Here is a 19,900-nt window from a genome sequence, read left to right on the forward strand (position 1 = left end):
GGCCAGGGGGTGCCGCGACCACCAGCAATCCGTAGCCCTTGCGCAGGAATGCGCCGAGCAGGAGTCCCACCGAGATGACCGCGAGCGCGACGCTCCGACGCGGCCCGCCGAGGCCCAGTCTCCGCCGGTTGCGGCACCTACCGCCGCGGTGATGCCGGCAGCGAGCAGAGCCAGGCCGAGAAAGCTTGCCGTCCAACGTGATCGACGCTTGCGTTCGATCGCCGCAGGCGAGAATATGCCTGCCGGTTCGGGAAGATCCCAGGCGAACGGTGCCACACCGAGTGGGTCCCACGACGGGGGAGTCACGGTGGGCATATCGGTCGGCGTGTCGTTCGGCTTCTCGGCGAATGCGGTCGTCTTGCTCAGGTTCACGGTGTGCGCGTCGGCGTCGGCTTCGGTGTGCTCGACTGGCTTCGGTGTCGGAACGTAGCTCTTGGGCAGAGTCGTGTACGGGGTGTAGCTCTGGTGTTGGAACTGCGGCGGACGATACTGCGCGGCCGTCCACTGCTCGGCCGACGTGCTGGGAGATCCGAACGGTCTCGGGGCGTATCGGTTGCGGGAGAACTCCGGCGTTCGCATGTACGGCGGCGGCTCCGGGCACCGTTGGTGCAGCAACCACAGTCCGCCGAGCATCGCCACCAGAGAGATCAGCCCCGAACCCCCGAGTCCGACGCCCACCGGGCCGATCGTCGACACCGCAATGACCAATGCCACCGCCACGACCACCATCTTGGTCGTCGAATCGGAGCTGTTGCCACGCCCGACCAGCGACTCCGCGCCCGACGCGGTGTCACCGGCGCGGTTGAGGACAAGCCACCCCGCCAGATACAGCACGATGCCGGTACCGCCGAACAAGGTGGAGACGACGAACGCGATCCGAATCAGAACGGGGTCGACGTCGTAGCGATAGCCGATACCGGCCGCAACACCCGCCACATGCCCGCGTTGCGGCAAGCGGTGCGGACGGGTGCGCCACATCTGCTGAAGTTGATCCGAGACGGTCACGTTGCTCATGACAACCATCGTGGCCGCCACGAGCACCGAACACATCAGGGATACCCCTGATCTTCATCCCCGAAATCGGGTCCACCTCGCCGGATCCGCGAAACATCAGGGCGAACCCTGATGCGATCACCACCGCATCCGTGCCAGGATCGAAGGCGTGCACCCTGTCGACAATCCACCCGTCGACGCCGCCCGGAACACACCGTCCCCGGCAGGCGACGCGACGGCTACCCATGGCACGCCGACCGCTGTCCCCGTCGCTCCCGTTGTCCCTGTCACTCCTGCTTTTCCTGTCGCTTCTGCAGGCTCCGCTCCTGCTTTTCCTGTCACTCCTGCAGGCTCCGCTCCTGCCCCCTTCCAACGCCGCGGCGGAGGACGCATCGTCGGCGGCGTGGCAGGCGGGCTCGCCGACCATCTCGGCATCGACGTGTTCAAGATTCGGGTGGCGTTCGCGCTGCTCGCCGCGTCCGCCGGTGCCGGCATCGCCGCATACGGATTGATCTGGATGTTCACGCCCGCGGGCGAGGACACCGCGCATCCGAGTGCCGCCGAACGCCAGCGTGCGCTCGGGTTGGCTGCTATCGGTCTCGGCCTCGCCGTCGGTCTCGCCTGGCTTCTCAGCGGTACCGCTGCTTCGGTCATCGTGCCGGTCATCGTCGTGGTGATCGGTGCGGCCCTGGTCTGGCGCGAGTTCGACTCCGAGGGACCGCGAACAGCTGTGGGTCTGCCCAAGCATCCGACCGTGTTGAGTTGGGCGAGGGTCGTCGGCGGAGCGACGTTGATCGTGCTCGGCCTCGCCGTGGTGGTGCTCGCCCGCGTCGATCTGGCCGCACTGCGCTCGTCGCTGCTGGCGGTGGTGGTCACTCTCGTCGGCGTCGGCCTGCTGACGGTTCCCATCTGGTTGCGCACCTGGCGCGCGCTCGGTGCCGAGCGGTCTGCACGCATCCGCAACAACGAACGCGAGGAAATCGCGTCGCACCTGCACGATTCGGTGCTGCAGACACTGGCGCTGATCCAGAAGCAGTCCGACCAGCCGCAGGAGGTGATGCGGTTGGCGCGGGGGCAGGAGCGTGAACTACGCAAATGGCTCTTCGACGGCGGCGACACCGACAACTCCAGCTTGGCCGACGCGCTCAAGACCATCTCCGGGGAGGTCGAGGATCAGCACGGCGTGACGGTTCGACCCATCACAGTCGGTGACGTACACCTACTGCCCGACGACGTCGAGTCAGGCCTGTCCCGCGAGAGCTTCACCGCGCTACTGGGTGCCACGCGAGAGTCTCTTGTCAACGCGGCCAAGCACTCCGGTGAGACCAATATCGATCTGTTCGCCGAAACCGAACCGGAACAGGTCAGCGTCTTCGTCCGCGATCGCGGTACCGGGTTCGACGAATCCGAGGTACCCGAGGATCGACAGGGACTGGCGAAGTCCATTCGGGGACGCATCGAGCGCCGCGGTGGCACGGTGCAGGTACGGTCGACCGTCGGCAAGGGAACCGAAGTGCGAATCTTCATGCCCCGCAACGGCGCCTCCGTCACCACCGAATCTTCCGAATCCACCCAGCAGGAGCAGCCGACGTGACCGAACCTTTCCGCGTTTTCCTGGTCGACGATCATGCGGTGTTCCGTTCCGGTGTGCGAGCCGAACTCGCTCGCGAGGCGGACATCGACGTCGTCGGGGAAGCCGGAGGCGTCGCCGAGGCGGTCTCGGGCATCGACTCGACGAAGCCGGACGTGGTGTTGCTCGACGTGCACATGCCCGACGGCGGCGGCGTGGCCGTGTTGAACCGCATCTCCGAGGGGCCGGTATGTCTCGCCCTGAGTGTGTCCGACGCCGCCGAGGACGTCATCGCCGTCATCCGTGCCGGGGCGAGGGGATACGTCACCAAGACGATCTCCGGCTCTGAGCTCGCCGACGGTGTTCGACGCGTCGCCGGGGGAGATGCCGTCTTCAGCCCCCGACTGGCCGGGTTCGTCCTCGATTCGTTCACCGGTCGCAGCGCCGCCCCGGAGCCCCCGCTGGATCCGGAACTCGATTCGCTCACGCCCCGTGAACTCGAGGTGTTGCGGTTGCTGGCGCGCGGATACACCTATCGCGAGATTGCCGAGGATCTGTTCATCTCCGTCAAGACCGTCGAGACGCATGCCTCGAACGTTCTACGAAAGACTCAGCAGTCCAACAGGAATGCGCTCACCCGATGGGCGCACAAGCGTCGAATCGACTAGGGGACCTACGTCGATCGGAGAAGTGTCGCCAGGATCGTCGCGTGACGGATCAGGAACGTGTGCTCGTCGAGCTTCTTGCGTCGGAGCCACCCGGTCACTTCGCTGTTGTGTTTGCTGGCGTTGCAGGAGGGGCAGGCCGGCACGACGTTGTCGAGTGTGTACCGGCCACCGCGAGAGACCGGCGTGATGCAGTCGCGTTGCAGCGGCGCACTCGTCGCGCGACAGTAGGCGCACCCTCCCCAGGCGTCGAGAAGTTCCGCCCACTGGGAGGCGGTGAGGTCGTTGTCCACTCGGGCGAGCCGTCGTCGCCGTCGTTTCGTGTAGCGCGCCCGCGTTGCCTTCGGCAGCTCAGCGGCGGGGAGCTTGCGGCGAGGGTGCACAACGGCGACGATACTTCGGCCGCGGCAGCACTTCCGTGTTTTGCCTCCGCGCGCCGAAATTCACACCGTTGCCGAGTATCGCCGGAGGATGAGCATGGCAGACGACACGGGCCACACCGGCCCGGACGCACAGTGCTTGACCTTCGACCAACGCGAAGCCTCAGGATTTCACCATGACTGATTCGGAAGAAGAATTCCTGACCATCGGTGCGTTCGCTCGCTCGAGCGGCCTGACCCCCAGCGCCCTGCGGTTCTACGACGACTGCGCACTGCTCGTCCCGGCCTTCATCGACGCCAAGTCCGGCTATCGCTACTACACCCGAGCACAAGCGAAGCGGGCGAACATCATTCGGCAACTTCGGGAGATCGGTATGTCGCTCGACAAGGTGGCCTCTGCCCTCGACGGCGACGGAGCTGCAGCGGTCGACATCGTGGATCGGCACGTCGACGAGCTCGCCGCACGGGCGCGGGCAGCAGCCGAGGCCGCAGTGTCCATCCGCCGGTTGTTCGACGAAAAATACTGCACAGCAACGGTATCTGCCGCCGAGTTCGCGTCGGCGGTGGAACAGGTCGCGTCTGCGGCCGGGACCAGCGAGGAGTTTCCGGTGCTGCGGGGCGTGCTGGTCGAGGTGGACGGTGCACTGTCACCCTCACTGCGACGGATCGGTATCGACTGTCCACCCGAAGTCTCGTTGCGCAGTGCTCGGCCGGCACCTCTTGGTCTCGAGTTGCGGCGATCGGCTCACTCGGGACGGTGACTACAACTGGCACTCTCGCGCTGACAGCAACCGACGACTCGATGGTGATCGACTCCGACGGTGCTCGGGCTGCGGTGGATCCGGTCGACGGCGAATTCCCCGACTGGCGGACGATCATGGATGGCTTGGCCCCGACCGTGACCAGGGTTGTGCTGCAACGAGATTTCGTTCCGCTCGGCGGCGGCACCCTTCGGATCGAGGCCGGGCCGAACGGCGTCCGGGTCGATGGTGTTGCGGTCCCCGCACAGGTGACCGGTTCGGAGAGCGTGGTGTTCTTCGACGCGGCCGTTCTGCAGGCGGCCGTTGCGTCGGCTGTCGGGCCCGACCTGATGCTCGATATCGCTGCGCCGGATCACCCGATGCTCGTGCGTTCCGCGGTCGACGGCGCTCTGACGACACTGGTGATGCCGGTTCTCGGCTGATCGAGTGCTTCCTGTCGTCGAAAGTCGGCGAAGTGTCGACTTTCGATGACTGGGTATCGGCTCCCACACTCGATACCGTCGACAGTATGGACGACAAGATGCTCGGGGAGACGCCACCGGCGGTGCTGTGGTTCTCCCGCGGCGATCGGCTCTTCCTGATCGTCGGTGCCGTGATGATCGGTGGGTTGCTGGGATTCGCGGTGCCGTACGTGGCGGAGTGGGGAGCGTCGCTCACCTGGATACCGTTCCAGGGTCCGTTGGAATTGATCGCGTCGTGGTCGCAGTGGTGGGTGCGGTACGTCTGCATCGGGGTGGGGATACTACTGGGGTTGGCGCTGGTGGCCGTCGCGTTCTACGAGACCGCGCGAGTGACGGTATCGACGGCGCAAGTACGCATCACCGAGAGGGGCGAGACCGCCACGGTCTCGAAGTCTCGGGTCGGCACAGTCTTCGTGGACGGCAAGGAACTGGTTCTGCTCGACGATGCCTCGCGGCAGTTGGTGCGGGTACCGAGCGAGGAGAAGCGTGACGCCATCGAAGCGGCGTTCGAGGAGCGGGGCTACTCGGTTGCGCCCGGTGATCCCTACGACGATCTCTATCACCTGTGGGTGCCCGAGACCCCGGGTCTGGCACCGGAGGTGAATGCGGTGCTCAAAGCTCGGGACATGGCACTGAAGAAGAAGGCGGGTGCCGATGCACGCGAATTGCGTTCGGAGCTGGACAGACTCGGCGTAGTGGTGCGCGACAAGAAGACCAGCCAATACTGGCGCCCCCTGGTCAGATCATGACTGTGCTGCGACGGCATCGAGAACGCGCATGGGATGTCGCCGCCATCGTGTTCGCGCTGTTGCTGGTGTTGTCGGTAGCCGCAGGCACCGAGGGTATGACCACCACCCGAACGGTCGTCTCGATCGTCGTGGGCGTTCTCGGTGCCGTGCTGTTGTGGTGGCGTCGCCGGTGGCCGATCGAGCTTGCGGTGGCGCTGGCGCTGTGTGCTGTTCTCACCGATGCAGTGGGTGGGGCCGAACTGGTGGCCGTTTTCACGGTGGCTTCTCGAAAGTCGTGGCGGGTCACCACCGCGGTGGTGGTTCTGCACGTGCTGGCGTCGATGATCTGGACGATTGTGTGGGCCGAGCAGTCGATCCTGTACATCGCGACGACCAGTCTCGCCTTTCTGAGCATCCCGGCGGCATGGGGCATCGTCGTCAAATCGCGTCGCGAGGTGATCGATTCGCTACGTGAGCGGGCCGAACGAGCAGAGTCGGAATCGAATCTGCGAGCCGAGACCGTTCGCGGACTCGAACGTGAGCGGATCGCGCGGGAGATGCACGACGCTCTCGCGCATCGGATCTCGTTGGTCAGTCTCCATGCGGGTGCGCTCGAGGTCCGGCCGGATGTCGGTGCGCGGGAGGTCGAAGCACTCGCGTCGACCATCAGATCCAATGCGCACGGTGCCCTGGAGGATCTGCGCGAGATACTGGGAGTACTTCGATCGGGCGACGTGAGTGTTCCGCGTCCACAACCGGGTGTGGACGATATAGCTGCGCTGATCGAGGATTCGGAGAAAGCCGGTACGCAGGTGACGTTCGTCGACGAGATGCCCGCGAACCTCACGCTGCCTGCCTCGGCCTCTCGCACCGTTCACCGTGTCATTCAGGAGGGGCTCACCAACGCGAGAAAGCATGCGCCGGGTGTGCCGGTTCGCTGCGGAATTGCTCCGACGGGCAGCGAGATCAGGGTGTGGCTCGAAAACGGTATCAGTGCAGAGAGATTCGCGACAGTGCCCGGTTCTCGCTCGGGGATGATCGGCCTCACCGAGCGAATCGAGCTGGCAGGCGGACGAATCGAGTACGGTATCGCCCGTAGTAGCGTCGGAGTGGTCTACCGTTTGGAAGCGTGGTTACCGTGCCCGAACTGACCGATGATCCCGAGGCAGCCGATGTGCTCGAGGTGTTGCTGGTCGACGACGACGCGTTGGTGCGGGCGGGACTGTCTCTCATCTTGAGTTCGGATCCGGGTATCACAGTGGTCGGCGAGGCGTCGGACGGGCGCAGCGGTATGGAGGCAGTGCACACGCTGGCTCCCGATGTGGTTCTGATGGATGTTCGGATGCCTGTCCTGGATGGTCTGGCCGCCACCGAAATGCTTCGAGCGGAGGGTTTTTCAGCGGCAATCGTAGTGCTGACCACCTTCGACACCGACGAATATCTGCTGCGGGCTCTGCGGGCGGGCGCAAACGGGTTCTTGCTGAAGGACACTCCGCCGCGGGACATCATCGACGCGGTGCATCGCGTCGGAACCGGAGAGTCGATGCTGTCGCCTACAGCCGTCGGACGCTTGGTTGCGCACTGGCGCGAGCAGGATGCCCGATCGCACGATTCTGCCACCGAACGTGCACGGGCGCTGCTCGATGCGCTGACCGATCGTGAACGTGAGGTGGCCGTTGCCGTCGGATCGGGAAAGTCCAACGCGGAGATCAGTGCTGAGCTGTACATGAGTGTGGCGACCGTGAAGACCTATGTCTCACGAATCCTCACGAAACTGGAGTGCAGCAACAGGGTTCAGATCGCGATCATCGTGCACGAGGCGCGTTGACGGGGTCGATCACCAATTCGGTGGCGGCGTCGAGTACCTGCCTGCGGGTGAAGCCGGGATGGTCGGCGTCGAGCAGTCGGCTGCCGATTGCGACACAGAACGCAATCAGGCACCGAGCTTCGAGCTCGACTCCCTTGGTACCGTTGCCCGCGAACGACTTGCGCAGCAACTCCATTCGTCGGTTGTCGACCTCTCGCAGCCGTTCGGCGACGCCCGAGTCTCGGCGCGCCCATTCGCGTACCGCCATGTCCGTCGGTAGGCGTTCGCCGTCGAATGTGAGGTGGCCGGCGAGGACGGCCCGGTCCGCCGGATCTCCGCCGGCTTGTTCGACGGCAGCGAGTACCTCGTCGACGCTGTCAGTGCGCCACCGGTCGAGCATGGCGTCGAGGAGGGCGGCTCTGTCCGAGAAGTGGCCGTAGAAGCCGCCTTTGGTCACTCCGATGCGTGTGGCAAGGACTTCCACGCGGACTGCATCGGGACCGCCTTCGACGAGGAGTGCCAAGCCCTCCTCGATCCACCTGTCACGTGGGGTGCGTGCGCGAGGCAAGGTGCCCTCCTGAGCGTCGACAGTTTTATCTATACGGCACCGTATAAAAGAGATACGATCACGTTGTACGTCACCGTATACCTGAGGGGAGTCGAGTGTGTCGAAGTCTGACGAGCATGACCGGTACCGGGTGAAGAGCCTGGTCGGATTCGATGAGATGGCAGAGGGTGTACTCGCCCGCTCGACCATGCACGCGGACTACGTCGACCACTTCTTCGTGGACGTCGATACCGCGGCCGCGCCGGAACGGTACGCGAGAGTCATGTTCGGCGATGTTCCTTCCGTTGCCGAACGATTCATTTGGCAGGGTTTGTTGCAGTTGAGGCTGATCGCAGGGCCGACTCCGACGTCGTCGCGGGATGGCGCATCGCAGAAACTACTCCGCGGTGGATTCGACTGGAAAACCGATCACATTCTCTGACTGTGCATCTGGTGATCCACGCAGCAGACGGGCGGCTCGAATTGACGACCTTCGTTCGATACGACCGCAGTCTCGGGAGGTGGGCGTGGGTACCGCTGTCCGCCGTGCACCGCAGGCTTGCGCCATCGGTGCTCACCGACGCCATCGCGCGACTCGACGGTCGGGTCACATCACAAGCATGATCACCAGAACGACAGCGACCACGACGGCGAGCACGAGTGCTGCGAGGATCGCGGTCGACGGAATCGACGTTCGGTCACCGATGACGTCCTCGATGCGCATCAGGACGTCGTCGATCGGGTTCTTCTTCTTTTTCGGCAGATCGAACGGCGGTGGCGAATACGTCGACGGAACCGGGTTGGCTTGGCTCTCACCGGGTTGCACGGCCGGCAAGCCCGCGATGGTTCTTCCGAACTCTCGCGACGGACGGCGAGATTCGGAGACCGGTGTCGAGCGCCTCGCCCACGCCGGGACCACGCCGTCCACAGACGTCAGAGGCACCCCGCGCAGCTGAGCTATGGTGCCGCGCTTGCTGATCGCGGCGACGATGATCTCGTCGCGGGCCTGCGCCATGGTGGGCCGTCGGGCAGGATCGGGCTCGAGCATGTGCAGCAACGGGCCCGTGAGATCGCCGCTGCGGGTGGGAGCGATGATCTGCCCCTTGGCAACTCGGTGCAGCAGTGCGATCGAATCGTGATCGATGTCGAACGGCGGCTTGCCTTCGATGGCCGTGTACAGCGTTGCGCCGAGGGAGAACACGTCGCTGGCTGCGGTGGGATCCTGTCCGCGCGCGACCTCGGGTGCGAAATATGCCGGGGTTCCGGTGATCACGCTGTCGTCGGCTGCTTCGACGTCGCCCTTGGCGCGGGAGATGCCGAAGTCGCTGATCTTGACGATGCCCAGATCCTTGCCGCGATCGGCGATCAGAATGTTGCCCGGCTTGATGTCTCGGTGCACGATCCCGGCCTCGTGCGCCTCGGTCAGGGCATCGGCGATCTGTGCACCGATCTGAGCGACCTCGAACGGTGGTAGCGAATCGGTGGTGCCGAGTGCCTGCGCGAGACTCCGCGAGGACAGATATTCCATGACCAACCACGGCTCACCGTCGACGAGAGCGACGTCGTGCATCGCGATGGCGTGGGGGCTGGAGAGTCGGGCAGCGATGCGGCCTTCACGCATGGCCCGGTTGCGTACTTCCACGGCCTGCTGTGGAGTCAACCGAGTGGTGGACGTGACCTGTTTGACGGCCACTTGACGGTGCAGAAGCGTGTCGGTGGCGAGCCATACCGCGCCCATGCCTCCTCCGCCGAGTTTGCCGGCCAGGCGGTATCTGCCTGCCAGGAGGTAGTCGGGCCCGACGCCCCGTCGAACACGCTGCTGATCCGTCACGTCCACAGGTTAGTTGACGATGGCGGGACGTGCCTGCAGCCGCAGAACGGAGGCATCTACCAGGGGCTTCGGCATCACCTTGACGAGTTGCCGTCCGAGCGGCTTTACTGAGCGCAGATCGAAATTGTGTTCGAATACGCCACTTCCCGCGTTCGTCGAACACCGAAGTTTCGGGTCGATTTTCTACGCCGCGAAGGGGAGTGACATGACTGTACCGGGAGCTTCCGTCACGCCGGATGTGCTCGACGGGTTGTCGCTGCCGGAGCGCGTGGCGTTGCTGCGTAGCCGGATGGCTGCCGTACCTTCTCGGGGCGAAACGGCGTCGGTGCGCATCGAGAATTCGGACCCCGTCGAGCCCATGCACCCGGAACCGTCGACGCAGCGTCCAACCCGTCAACGACCCGTTCTTCCAGTGCCGTCTGCGCTGATCGAGGTGCTGCCGCACGGTGGACTGGTGCGTGGAACGGTGGCCTCGGTGTCCGGTGCCGGCTCGCTCCTGATCGGGTTGGTGGCTGCGGTGACCGGTGCCGGTGGGCATGTCGCCGTCATCGGGCAGCCCCGTTTCGGGATTCTGGCCGCGGTGGAGATGGGCGCACAGTTGAGCAAGCTGGCTCTGATTCCCGATCCCGGTCCCGACCCGGTGGAAGTGGCGGCCATTCTGCTCGACGGTGTCGACCTCGTGGTACTCGGTCTCGGCGGTCTGTCGGTATCGCCCACCCGGGCCAGGGCCGTGGTGGCCAGAGCGCGGAGCAAGGGGTCGACGCTGCTGGTGACCGATGGGCACTGGGACGGGGCAGAGCTACGACTGGACGCGTCGGTGCACGGATACGACGGCCTCGGTACGGGCCGGGAACTGGGCCGCGGCCGACTGCGCGGCGTCCGATTGTCGGTGTGCGCTCGCGGCAAGGCGATGCGGCCCCGCACCGTTCGACTCGACCTGCGTTCGGAGAACGGTCGCATCGAGTGGCATACCGAGAAGCGCGAGCAGAATTCATTGTCGATCGCGGTCTCGACATGAGCATCGACCGTTCCAGCCGTGTTCTTGCCAGCCGTGTTCTTGCACTGTGGTGTCCCGATTGGCCCGCTGTTGCAGCAGCTGCCCAGGCCGATCTCCCTGCGACGCATCCGGTGGTCGTCACCTCGGCCAATCGGGTCGTTGCCTGCTCGGCGACGGCACGGGCGTCGGGTATCAAGCGCGGCCTGCGGCGTCGGGAAGCACAGGCGCGGTGCCCGGATGTGCATGTCGCTCTTGCCGATACCGATCGTGATGCGCGACTGTTCGAACCCGTGGTCTCGGCCGTCGCTGCCATCGCGCCGGGAGTCGAAGTGCTCAGGCCGGGCCTGCTGGTTCTCTCTGCCCGCGGCGTCGGACGGTATTTCGGTACCGAGCATCGGGCCGCGGAACGGTTGATCGACGAAGCGTCGGCTGCCGGTGTGGAATGTCAGATCGGTATCGCCGACGAGCTGTCCACCGCGGTCGTCGCCGCGCGGTATGCGCAGGTGGTGCCGCGCGGCGGGGGGTGCAGGCTTTCTCGCGCCGTTGCCGGTGGCAGAACTTTCGGCGGAACCGAGCATGTCGGCTGCCGATCGGGGCGAGCTGGTGGATCTGTTGCGGCGCTTGGGTTTACGAACTATTGGTGACTTCGCGGCACTGTCTCCCGGGGATGTGGCGTCGCGCTTCGGTACCGATGCCGTGTTGGCGCATCGCAGTGCGCGAGGTGAGCCCGAACGTCCGCCGTCGGCCAGAGCTCTACCGCCGGACCTGGATGTGGAGTACCAGTGCGATCCGCCGATCGATCGGGTCGACGCAGCTGCGTTCGCCGGGCGTGGGTTGGCCGAGCAGTTGCACACCAAGCTCGCTGCCGCTGCCGTTGCGTGCACTCGATTGCTGGTGCATGCCAGTACCGGTAACGGCGAGAATCTGTCGCGCATCTGGCGGTGCGCGGAGCCGTTGACGCCGGAGGGAACAGCCGACCGCGTGCGGTGGCAACTCGACGGCTGGATCACCGGGCGCAGCGAGAACAAGCCGACGTCCGCGATCACCGTGCTGCGGCTCGAACCGATCGAAGTGGTGGCCGCCGGTGAGCTGCAGCTGGGGTTGTGGGGCAGCGTCGGGGACGAGGACGAGAGGGCGCGTCGGGCGTTGGTGCGCGTGCAGGGTCTGCTCGGCGGCGAATCGGTGCTGGGCGGTGTGCTCAGTGGTGGCCGCGGGCCGGCCGAGCGGATCACCCTGCGTCCGCTCGGCGACGAACTGGTGCCGACGTCCGATCCATCGGATCCCTGGCCGGGACGGCTACCGGAGCCTGCCCCGGCGGCAGTGATCGAGACACGTCCGACGGTGACGCTGATGAATCGGGCGGGAACCGGAATCGGCGTCACCGATCGTGGTGTGTTCGATACGCCGCCGTCGCGACTGCGCTGGGGGACCAAGGAATGGCAGTTGACGGGGCTGGCCGGACCGTGGCCGGTAGACGAGCGCTGGTGGGACAGTGGCCATGGGTCGACGGGTCCGACGGCGCGAGCCCAGGTGGTGCTCGACGACGAAAGGGCCCTGCTGCTGGTGTTCGACGAGGGTCGATGGCGGGTGGAAGGAATCTACGAATAGTGGCACCGCTACATTCGAGGGAATGCAGATGATGTCGGAGACGGTCGACCTCGATGGCGTCGATATCGCGTATCGCTCGTTCACCCCGCGGGAGCAGACGAACTCGAATTCGGCACCGGTGATGCTGGTGCACGGCATGGGCGGCGACAGCACGACCTGGGATCGGTTCACCCGTGCACTTACCGCGCAGGGCAGCCGGGTGATCACCGTCGATCTGCGCGGACACGGCAAGAGTGCGCACACGTCCACGTACGAGTTCGATTCCTTCGGGGCAGACCTGCTGGCGTTGATCGACCATCTCGGGCTGAACGAAGTCGATCTCGTCGGCCATTCCCTCGGCGGATACGCGGTCTCACTTGTCGCTCAGCGTCGCCCGCAGCTCGTCCGCCGTCTGGTGCTCGAAGAGCTGCCGATACCGATTCGGCCCGGGGACGCTCCGCCGACCCTGACGGGCAAGATGCCGTCGGTCACCGAACTCTGGCACGCAGCGACCAGCGTCGTGCTGCATCCCCGTGCAGTACTCGCCTTCGATCGCTCGATGACCTCCACTGCTCTCGAGCAGTTCCGTCGGCCGAATACACAGTGGTGGGAGTCGTTGGCCGACATCACTGCTCCGACGCTGGTGCTTCGCGGCGGTCCCGGCGGCATGGTCGATCCGGAAAGACTCGACGCGATGGTCGCCGAGATTCCGACCTGCCGCGTCGAGGCGTTTCGTACCGGACACAGCATCCATCGCGACGGATACTCGGCGTTCGAGGCCGCCGTTCTCCCGTTCCTGACGCATTAGGGTCTCGGACATGATTATCGGTGCGCTCGATCGCAGAATGCTGGGCTGGTCGGCACTGTTCGTCGTATCCCAGGCCAACATTGCCCGACTTCTCGGCCCCGCAGCTCCGAAAGTGCTTGCCGTGCAGACGGCGTGGTCCGCCGAGCGTTATCGGCAGATCCTGGCGAGCATGGACGAGACCGAGATCGCCAGGTTCCGCAGCCACTATCTGCCCGACTTCGTGCATCCGGCGATCTACGCCGTCGCACTGCGTGCAGGCGCGAGGAGCCTGGCGGAGAAGACCCCGCTGAGCCCTGCGGCGACGACGGCATTGGCCGTCGCGCCCGTGGCCTCCGCTGCCGCCGACTACATCGAGAACATCGTCGGATTGATACTGGTCGACAATCGCGAACAGATCACCGACACCGTCGTCCGTGCCACCACAGTGGTCAGCACCGTCAAATGGGTTCTGGCCATCGGCACTCTGACATACCTGAGTCAGGGATTCCTGCGAGTCTGGGGGAGAGCTCTGCTGCGGTGAATTCTGTTGCCCCACAGAATTCGGTGGCGTGGACGCTGATGTTCGATAGCGTGAACGCTCATGAATGATCCCAGTGAGAGTGTCCATCCCTTGGACAAGGATCGCGATCCGATCGACACAGCCTTGTTCGTGGCTTGGCCGCTGAGGTGGCGGCGCTTCACGGCGGCGAACTCTCGCGAATGCAGCGAGCCAATGGATACTCGAACGCGACGTGGGTCGGCAACGGTATCGCTGTGCGGATCGCGCATACACCCGTCGACATGGCAGGCGAGGTTGCGCTCGTCCGGGCTCTTCCACGAGAGGTCGGGCACCCGGAAATCCTCGGAGAGGGCACTACCGAGGGCCACGGCTGGATCGTGAGCACAGAGATTCGCGGCCAGAACCTGCACGAGGCGTGGCCGACGCTGACGCCTGCCGAGCGGGAATCGGCGGTCCGCCAGCTGTGGGCTCGCGCCCGGATCGTGCACGACGCGAGCCCGTCTCTCAGGACGTTCGTCGCATCTCACGGCGGCTTCGTACCAGTGGCCGGGCTGGGACTGTCCAGCGCTCAGCAGTCCCGCCTCGACGGAGTCATCGAGGCTTACTTCCGGGCTGCACCTTTGGTGGAACAGACCGTCAACCACGGGGACCTCGCGTTGATGAATGCTCTATGGGACGGGCAGGTCGTCGCCCTGCTGGACTTCGAGTTCGCCGTGCTCGGTCCGGTCGAGATCGACCTGTGCCGACTGGTATGCGAGGCCCGCGTATCCGACGAGGGCCATCGCGTCGATTCGGATGCAGGTGACGCCGCGGTCGAGATCGCCGCTCGTCATATGGATCCGACTCATGGTCGTGAGCTGATCCATGGCGCAGCAATTCTGGACCAGCTCCGTGACCTCGACCTCTGGTCGTCCGTCGACAGTGTCGAGGATTGGCGACCGTACCGCCTGCTCACCGAGCTGCTCGACGTCGACGGCGGCTATCTCGCACCCCTGCTCGAATGATCGACGGACCGACTCCGAGATCGGTAAACCCGTTTGCCGGTCACCAACTGGTGCCGGGGACCAATCTGCCGACGCGTCGGATTACCTTGCCGATGCGTGCGCTCGGAGTCTTCGGATCGTACCGGCGCACTCGGTAGGGCACCTTCCCGTTTTCGATCGTGACCGGCGCTTCACCTTTGGCTGCAGCGGATTCGGCGAATTTGCGGTAGTGCTGGTGCATCGTGCGGTCTTTGCCCTTGGGCGCGAACATGGCACCGAATTGTCCGAGTGTTCCCAACGGAGTGTCGATTCGCTTCGGTTTGTCGCTCAGTGCGCGGATCACGATCGCGGCAGCCTTCTCCGGTGAGAAGACCGGTCCGACGTTCTTGTCGCCCGTCGGGGTGATCATCGGCGTGTCCACCAGCGGCATGTGGATGGTGGTGTAGGTGATTCCGTCCGAGAGTGTCTCTGCGGCAGCAACATCGGTGAAGCCGTCGAGCGCTGCCTTGCTGGCCACGTAGGCGGAGAAGCGGGGAGGGTGCCCCAGAACGGCAGCGCTGGAGAGGTTGACGACGTGCCCGAAGCTGCGTTCGCGCATGTGTGGCAACAGTGCCAGCACCAGTCGTATGGCCCCGAAGTAGTTGACGGCCATGGTGCGCTCGTAGTCGTGCAACCGATCGGTGGACCGATAGAGTGCGCGGCGGATGGACCGACCAGCGCTGTTGACGAGCATGTCGACGTGATCGTGTTCGCTCAGAACGGTTTTCACCGTCTGGTCCACCGATTCGCTGTCGGTGACGTCGCACGAGTAGCCGTAGGCGGTGCCGCCCGATTCGCGGATGTGCTCGACCACCTCGTCGAGTTGGTCCTGACCGCGCGCGAGCAGAATGACCACTGCGCCTTTGCGGGCAGCTGCCTCGGCGCTGGCTCGGCCGATTCCGGACGAGCCACCGGTGATGACGATGTGACGGCCGAACAGCGGCCCGCGTGGGTCGTTTCGGCGGTTGCGCTTGGGATCGAAGTTCTCCCGCCAGTAATTCCACACGCGATCGGCGTACGTTCGCAGTGGTGGCGGTGTGATCGAGCTGCCCTGCAACGCTTTCTGTGTCGATGCCGACTCGAACACGGTGGGCAGAGTCAGGTGTTCGAGCATCACCGGTGGCACACCGACATCACGGAGGGCGGCGTCGCGCTGCTTGCGCACGGCCCTGGATTTGGGAGAGACGACCGGAGCGACCAGCGCCCCGGGTACATCGATGATTCTCGCGCGAGATCCGGCTGCGGACGAGAACGCGGCATAGACCTCTGCCATCGACTGAGGCGTCGGATTGACCAGATGGAACACGCTGCCGGGAGAGGTGTCTCGATGTACGAGCTCGACGATGGCGTCGGCGACGTAGTCGACCGGAACGAGGTTGGTAGCGCCCATCTTCGGCACGGTGATCGGTAGGGCGGACGGCAGCTTGGCAAGTTCCGCGAAGAACGGGAAGAAGTAGTACGGGCCGTCCACCTTGTCGATGGCACCGGTCTCCGAGTGCCCGATGATCGCGGCGGGCCGATACACCCGCCAGTCCGCAGCGCTGTCGCGCACCAACTTCTCGGACTCGAACTTGGTGCGGTGATAGGCAGTCGGAAATTTCTGACCGAGGTCGAAGTCGTTCTCGGAGAACGTTCCTCGATAGTCACCCGCAACGGCGATCGACGAGATGTGGTGCAGGCGGGCCCCGGTCTTCTCGGCGAGGCCGATCACCGAGGCGGTTCCGGCGACGTTGGTCGGGGTCTGCTCGTCGCCTGCGGTCAGGTCGTAGACGGCTCCGAGGTGGAGGATGTGGTCGATGTCGGCAGGCGCGTCTCGGAGTCCGAGCTTCGGCTCGGTGAGGTCGCCGACCAGCGGGTGAATTCGGTCGCCGCCGTCGAGGTGCTCTGCGAGTCGCTCGAGGCGAGCCACCGATTGGGGACGCACCAGCACGTGGATCGCAGCGAGCGCATCACGTTCGAGCAATCGGTGCAGGACGTTCTTCCCGAGAAACCCGGTACCGCCGGTTACGATAAAGTTCGCCATGCGAGCCGACCTTACTCCGAAGTAAGTTCCGGGGCTAGTGTCCGATACCGGCTTTTTCGTGCACTTTCTTCATCCAGGTCGGTGCCCACCAATTGGCCTCGCCCATGAGTTTGACCAAAGACGGAACCAGCAACATACGGATGATCGTCGCGTCAATGATCAGGCCAGGATGACTCCGACGCCGAGGAACTTCATGATCGACAGACCAGAGATCGTGAAGGCTCCGGTGACGACGATCAGAATCAACGCAGCCGCAGTGACGATGCGTCCGGTGCGTTGAGCGCCGAAGATCACCGCTTCGTCGGTACTCGCTCCAGCCGCGCGAGCCTCGACCATGCGCGACATCAGGAACACCTCGTAGTCGGTCGACAAGCCGAAGATGACCGCGAGAATGAGAACCACGAACGTCGACTCGAGCGGCCCTGGGGTGACGCCGAGCAGGCCGGCTCCGTGGCCTTCCTGGAACACCCACGTGAGTGCGCCGAAGGTCGCGGCCAAGCTCAGTCCGGCCATCAGGACCGCCTTGATCGGCAGCACGATCGATCCGAACGCGAGGAACAGCAACACCAGCGTCGAGACGACCATGATGGCGATCATCACCGGTAGCCACTTCGCGATCGCAGCGTTGCCGTCGTCGACGTTGGCTCGCCCGCCGCCCACGAGGATCTCGGTACCGTCCGGGGGAGCAATCGAGCGCAGTGCCGCCACTGCGTCGGATTGGGATTCGGCCTCGCTCAATCCCTGGGTCGGTTCGCTGTACGACGCCTGAAGCGTCACGAAATCGTCCTTGGAGCCCAGGAATTCGGCTCGGGCGATGCCGGGAGTGGATTCCACAGCGGAGGTCAGTGCCGCAATCGGTGCGCCCTGAGCTTGACGCCGTCCAGGCCGCGCAGAACCACGGTTGCGCCCTCGCCGGTGGATTCGAAGTCGGAACCGAGTGTCTCGAATGCCATGCGCGCAGGGTTGTCCTTCGGCAGCGCCGTGTAGTCGACCTCTCCGAGTGAGACCTTCAGGATCGGGGTGGCGATGATCAGCAACCCGGCGACGATGACGGCAGCGACGATGCCCGGATGCTTCATGACGCGGGTGACGACGCCGCCCCAGAATTTGTGTGCGCGTGCATCGCTGCGATCGGACGCGGTGCGCGACCACGTCCAGGAGTTGATGCGGGTGCCGAGAATGGCGAGCAGTGCCGGGACCGCGGTCAGTGACAGGACGGCTGCACTCGTCACCGCGGCCATGGCCCCGAACCCGAGAGATCGGATCACCGCCTGCGGGAAGACGAGCATCCCGGCGAAGGCGCAGATCAGCAGCAGTCCGGAGAAGACGACGGTCTTGCCTGCGGTGGCGACGGTGCGGATTGTCGCGTCGATCGGCGTCAGTCCACCGCGTAGCTCCTCGCGGAACCTGCTGACGATGAACAGTCCGTAGTCGATGGCCAGGCCCAGTCCCAGCAACGACGCGACGTTGATGGAGAACGAGCTGACTTCGGTGAATTCGGTGAGTATCCGCAGGATCGCCAGGGAGCTGAGCACGCTCAGAATGCCGACGAACACCGGAACGGCTGCAGCGATCACGCCGCCGAAGATGAAGATCAGCAGCAGCAGGGTGATGGGAACAGCGATGATCTCGGAGCGGATCAGGTCGCTTTCGAGGGTCTCGCTGAGCGAGACTCCCACCACCGACGCGCCGGCGAACTGCGATTCGACGCCGGGTACTTCGAGCTGGGGCGGAAGGTCGCCGAAAGTGTTGAACGTGACGCCCGAGTTCGCACCGAGGGACACCGTGGCCAACGCCTTGGTTCGGTCCTTGGAGACCAGAAATTCCTTGCTGACCGGGTCTGCGCTCCAGTACGAGCTGACGTTGCCGAGGGTGTATCGACTGCTGAACTCGTCGAGCGTCGCCTGCACCTGCGGTCCGATGTCGTCGATCGTCCTGCCCTCGGGGGCGGTGTAGATCGCGACGATGTCGGGGGTCGGTTGGCCGATTCCCTGCACCAGTCGCGCGACCTCGGACGATTCGCTGCCTGCGTCGGCGTAACCGCCCTCGCTCAGTTTCGAGAAGACGCCGAGTCCGAAGATCCCGCCTACTGCGACGACTGCGACGACAACTGCGAGTGCCCATCGTTTGTGCGATACGACGAACGATGCCCAACGCGTCACGTCTGTGCTCCGGCTCTGTGAAAGGGATTCGGTGAAAAGGGTCAGTGGCGATTCGACTCTAGTTGATCCGTGTCGGACCCTCGTGTTCTCATTAGAACAAGTGTTCGATGAGGCGGCGGCGTGGAGGCGGGGGGGCTCGATGGGATGGAACGACGGACCACCCACGTGGTCGGAGATGGAACGAGTCCTGTCCGGACGTCCGAAGCCGGTGGCCGAGGGCGACGGCGGCGACAGCCCGGCCTGGTCGCGAAAGAGGGACGTCTACGACCGCACCATCGACAAGCCCGCGCTGTCGGTGACGCCGTACGCGGAATTGCATGCGCACTCGGCGTTCAGCTTTCTCGACGGTGCCTCGCAGCCCGAGGAGATGGTCGAGGAGGCGGTACGCCTGGGCCTCGAGTCCATCGCCATCACCGACCACGACGGTTTCTACGGGGTCGTGCGGTTCGCCGAGGCAGCCAGAGCTCTCGGTATCGGAACCGTGTTCGGCGCCGAACTCTCACTGGACACGCATCGATCCCGAGCCGGGGAGACCGATCCCGACGGCACTCATCTGCTGGTGCTCGCTCGCGGCCAGGAGGGGTATCGACGCCTATCGCGTCGGATTGCCGCTGCACACCTGGCAGGCGGGGTCAAAGGTAAGCCGCAGTACGACATCGATCAACTCACCGAATCGGCAGGCGGTCACTGGCAGATTCTCACCGGTTGCCGAAAGGGCCATGTTCGGCAGGCGCTCTCGCGTGGTGGTCCGGAGGCGGCAGAGGCCGCGCTGCGCACCCTCGTCGATCGGTTCGGATCCGATCGCGTCACCGTCGAACTCACCCGGCACGGCGTCGCAGACGACGACGAGCGCAACGACGCTCTCGCGACGCTGGCTCGGCGGTACGGACTTCCGACGATCGCCACCACGGCCGCGCACTACGCCGGCCCGCGCAGCAGGAGATTGGCCATGGCGATGGCCGCTGTGCGCGCACGGAGCAGCTTGGACGAGGCTGCCGGGTGGTTGGCACCGACCGGCGGCGGACATCTACGGTCCGGGGTGGAGATGGCGGAGATGTT

General features: G+C 65.0%; 19 protein-coding genes and 2 pseudogenes. 15 read left to right on the forward strand and 6 right to left on the reverse strand.

Features of this window, described 5'->3' with window-relative positions:
- Positions 1-1,014, reverse strand: a 1,014-nt coding sequence (locus RHBS_RS10280) for a PspC domain-containing protein (RefSeq protein WP_237669139.1), incomplete at its 3' end; no start/stop codon positions are given.
- 148 nt (positions 1,015-1,162) lie between these two features.
- Here RHBS_RS10280 and RHBS_RS10285 point away from each other — a divergent pair.
- On the forward strand, positions 1,163-2,587 hold the full coding sequence (locus tag RHBS_RS10285) for a sensor histidine kinase (protein ID WP_128645489.1): 1,425 nt from the start codon (positions 1,163-1,165) through the stop codon (positions 2,585-2,587).
- On the forward strand, positions 2,584-3,231 hold the full coding sequence (locus RHBS_RS10290) for a response regulator transcription factor (protein WP_121870401.1): 648 nt from the start codon (positions 2,584-2,586) through the stop codon (positions 3,229-3,231). The genes RHBS_RS10285 and RHBS_RS10290 overlap by 4 nt, the downstream gene beginning before the upstream one ends.
- A gap of 5 nt (positions 3,232-3,236) precedes the next feature.
- Here RHBS_RS10290 and RHBS_RS10295 read toward each other — a convergent pair whose 3' ends face one another.
- The gene (locus RHBS_RS10295; protein WP_121872558.1) at positions 3,237-3,578 is read right to left on the reverse strand and encodes an HNH endonuclease; all 342 of its coding nucleotides are present in this window, start codon (positions 3,576-3,578) and stop codon (positions 3,237-3,239) included.
- 206 nt (positions 3,579-3,784) lie between these two features.
- Between RHBS_RS10295 and RHBS_RS10300 the strand changes: the two genes are divergently transcribed.
- The 5 genes from RHBS_RS10300 to RHBS_RS10320 are packed head-to-tail and all read left to right on the forward strand — an operon-like array spanning position 3,785 to position 7,386.
- Complete coding sequence (locus RHBS_RS10300) at positions 3,785-4,369, forward strand: MerR family transcriptional regulator (RefSeq protein ID WP_128645490.1); 585 nt, start codon at positions 3,785-3,787, stop codon at positions 4,367-4,369.
- Positions 4,366-4,791, forward strand: a complete 426-nt coding sequence (locus RHBS_RS10305) for a hypothetical protein (RefSeq protein ID WP_128645491.1) — start codon at positions 4,366-4,368, stop codon at positions 4,789-4,791. Before RHBS_RS10300 ends, RHBS_RS10305 begins: the two co-directional genes overlap by 4 nt.
- Before the next feature lie 32 nt (positions 4,792-4,823).
- The gene (locus tag RHBS_RS10310) at positions 4,824-5,579 is read left to right on the forward strand and encodes an alkaline shock response membrane anchor protein AmaP (RefSeq protein ID WP_237669140.1); all 756 of its coding nucleotides are present in this window, start codon (positions 4,824-4,826) and stop codon (positions 5,577-5,579) included.
- Complete coding sequence (locus tag RHBS_RS10315; protein WP_128645492.1) at positions 5,576-6,709, forward strand: sensor histidine kinase; 1,134 nt, start codon at positions 5,576-5,578, stop codon at positions 6,707-6,709. Before RHBS_RS10310 ends, RHBS_RS10315 begins: the two co-directional genes overlap by 4 nt.
- Positions 6,697-7,386, forward strand: a complete 690-nt coding sequence (locus RHBS_RS10320) for a response regulator transcription factor (RefSeq protein ID WP_237669141.1) — start codon at positions 6,697-6,699, stop codon at positions 7,384-7,386. Before RHBS_RS10315 ends, RHBS_RS10320 begins: the two co-directional genes overlap by 13 nt.
- On the opposite strand, the gene RHBS_RS10325 is transcribed toward RHBS_RS10320, so the two are convergent.
- Entirely contained in the window at positions 7,364-7,933 is a 570-nt protein-coding gene (locus RHBS_RS10325) for a TetR/AcrR family transcriptional regulator (RefSeq protein WP_183130204.1), read from the reverse strand. The two genes, RHBS_RS10320 and RHBS_RS10325, sit on opposite strands and share 23 nt — an antisense overlap.
- Before the next feature lie 97 nt (positions 7,934-8,030).
- On the opposite strand from RHBS_RS10325, the gene RHBS_RS30405 reads away from it, so the two are divergent.
- Complete coding sequence (locus RHBS_RS30405; protein ID WP_237669145.1) at positions 8,031-8,354, forward strand: hypothetical protein; 324 nt, start codon at positions 8,031-8,033, stop codon at positions 8,352-8,354.
- Between the two features lie 11 nt (positions 8,355-8,365).
- Positions 8,366-8,536 carry a hypothetical protein gene (locus RHBS_RS10330; RefSeq protein WP_308417383.1) on the forward strand — a complete coding sequence of 57 codons (171 nt, stop codon included), beginning with the start codon at positions 8,366-8,368 and terminating at the stop codon, positions 8,534-8,536.
- On the opposite strand, the gene RHBS_RS10335 is transcribed toward RHBS_RS10330, so the two are convergent.
- Entirely contained in the window at positions 8,520-9,749 is a 1,230-nt protein-coding gene (locus tag RHBS_RS10335) for a serine/threonine-protein kinase (protein WP_121870396.1), read from the reverse strand. The two genes, RHBS_RS10330 and RHBS_RS10335, sit on opposite strands and share 17 nt — an antisense overlap.
- A 199-nt stretch (positions 9,750-9,948) precedes the next feature.
- On the opposite strand from RHBS_RS10335, the gene RHBS_RS10340 reads away from it, so the two are divergent.
- The 5 genes and pseudogenes from RHBS_RS10340 to RHBS_RS10360 all read left to right on the forward strand — a co-directional run bounded on the left by RHBS_RS10340 (position 9,949) and on the right by RHBS_RS10360 (position 14,638).
- Positions 9,949-10,761 carry a hypothetical protein gene (locus tag RHBS_RS10340; protein ID WP_183130203.1) on the forward strand — a complete coding sequence of 271 codons (813 nt, stop codon included), beginning with the start codon at positions 9,949-9,951 and terminating at the stop codon, positions 10,759-10,761.
- Positions 10,758-12,348 (forward strand): annotated as a pseudogene (locus RHBS_RS10345) (DNA polymerase Y family protein). The gene RHBS_RS10340 and the pseudogene RHBS_RS10345 overlap by 4 nt, the downstream one beginning before the upstream one ends.
- 22 nt (positions 12,349-12,370) lie before the next feature.
- Positions 12,371-13,135, forward strand: a complete 765-nt coding sequence (locus tag RHBS_RS10350; RefSeq protein WP_374700570.1) for an alpha/beta fold hydrolase — start codon at positions 12,371-12,373, stop codon at positions 13,133-13,135.
- A 10-nt stretch (positions 13,136-13,145) separates the two neighbouring features.
- Positions 13,146-13,655 carry a hypothetical protein gene (locus RHBS_RS10355; protein WP_128645494.1) on the forward strand — a complete coding sequence of 170 codons (510 nt, stop codon included), beginning with the start codon at positions 13,146-13,148 and terminating at the stop codon, positions 13,653-13,655.
- Between the two features lie 146 nt (positions 13,656-13,801).
- Positions 13,802-14,638, forward strand: a complete 837-nt coding sequence (locus tag RHBS_RS10360) for a phosphotransferase family protein (protein WP_236745368.1) — start codon at positions 13,802-13,804, stop codon at positions 14,636-14,638.
- A gap of 40 nt (positions 14,639-14,678) precedes the next feature.
- On the opposite strand, the gene RHBS_RS10365 is transcribed toward RHBS_RS10360, so the two are convergent.
- On the reverse strand, positions 14,679-16,679 hold the full coding sequence (locus RHBS_RS10365; protein ID WP_128645495.1) for an SDR family oxidoreductase: 2,001 nt from the start codon (positions 16,677-16,679) through the stop codon (positions 14,679-14,681).
- 34 nt (positions 16,680-16,713) lie between these two features.
- Positions 16,714-18,841: pseudogene (locus tag RHBS_RS10370) on the reverse strand (MMPL family transporter).
- Between the two features lie 139 nt (positions 18,842-18,980).
- Between RHBS_RS10370 and RHBS_RS10375 the strand changes: the two are divergent.
- Positions 18,981-19,900: PHP domain-containing protein (locus RHBS_RS10375; RefSeq protein ID WP_128645496.1), on the forward strand; the 920-nt coding region annotated here is incomplete at its 3' end.

Origin of the sequence: Rhodococcus sp. BS-15 (assembly GCF_000813105.1) — a bacterium.
In the GTDB taxonomy this organism is placed as follows: domain Bacteria; phylum Actinomycetota; class Actinomycetes; order Mycobacteriales; family Mycobacteriaceae; genus Rhodococcoides.

Coding starts and splice junctions, on each gene's coding strand:
- RHBS_RS10365 (WP_128645495.1), bottom strand. CDS start 16,679: ATGGCGAACTTTATCGTAACCGGCGGTACCGGGTTTCTCGGGAAGAAC.
- RHBS_RS10300 (WP_128645490.1), top strand. CDS start 3,785: ATGACTGATTCGGAAGAAGAATTCCTGACCATCGGTGCGTTCGCTCGC.
- RHBS_RS10340 (WP_183130203.1), top strand. CDS start 9,949: ATGACTGTACCGGGAGCTTCCGTCACGCCGGATGTGCTCGACGGGTTG.
- RHBS_RS10350 (WP_374700570.1), top strand. CDS start 12,371: ATGCAGATGATGTCGGAGACGGTCGACCTCGATGGCGTCGATATCGCG.
- RHBS_RS10315 (WP_128645492.1), top strand. CDS start 5,576: ATGACTGTGCTGCGACGGCATCGAGAACGCGCATGGGATGTCGCCGCC.
- RHBS_RS10355 (WP_128645494.1), top strand. CDS start 13,146: ATGATTATCGGTGCGCTCGATCGCAGAATGCTGGGCTGGTCGGCACTG.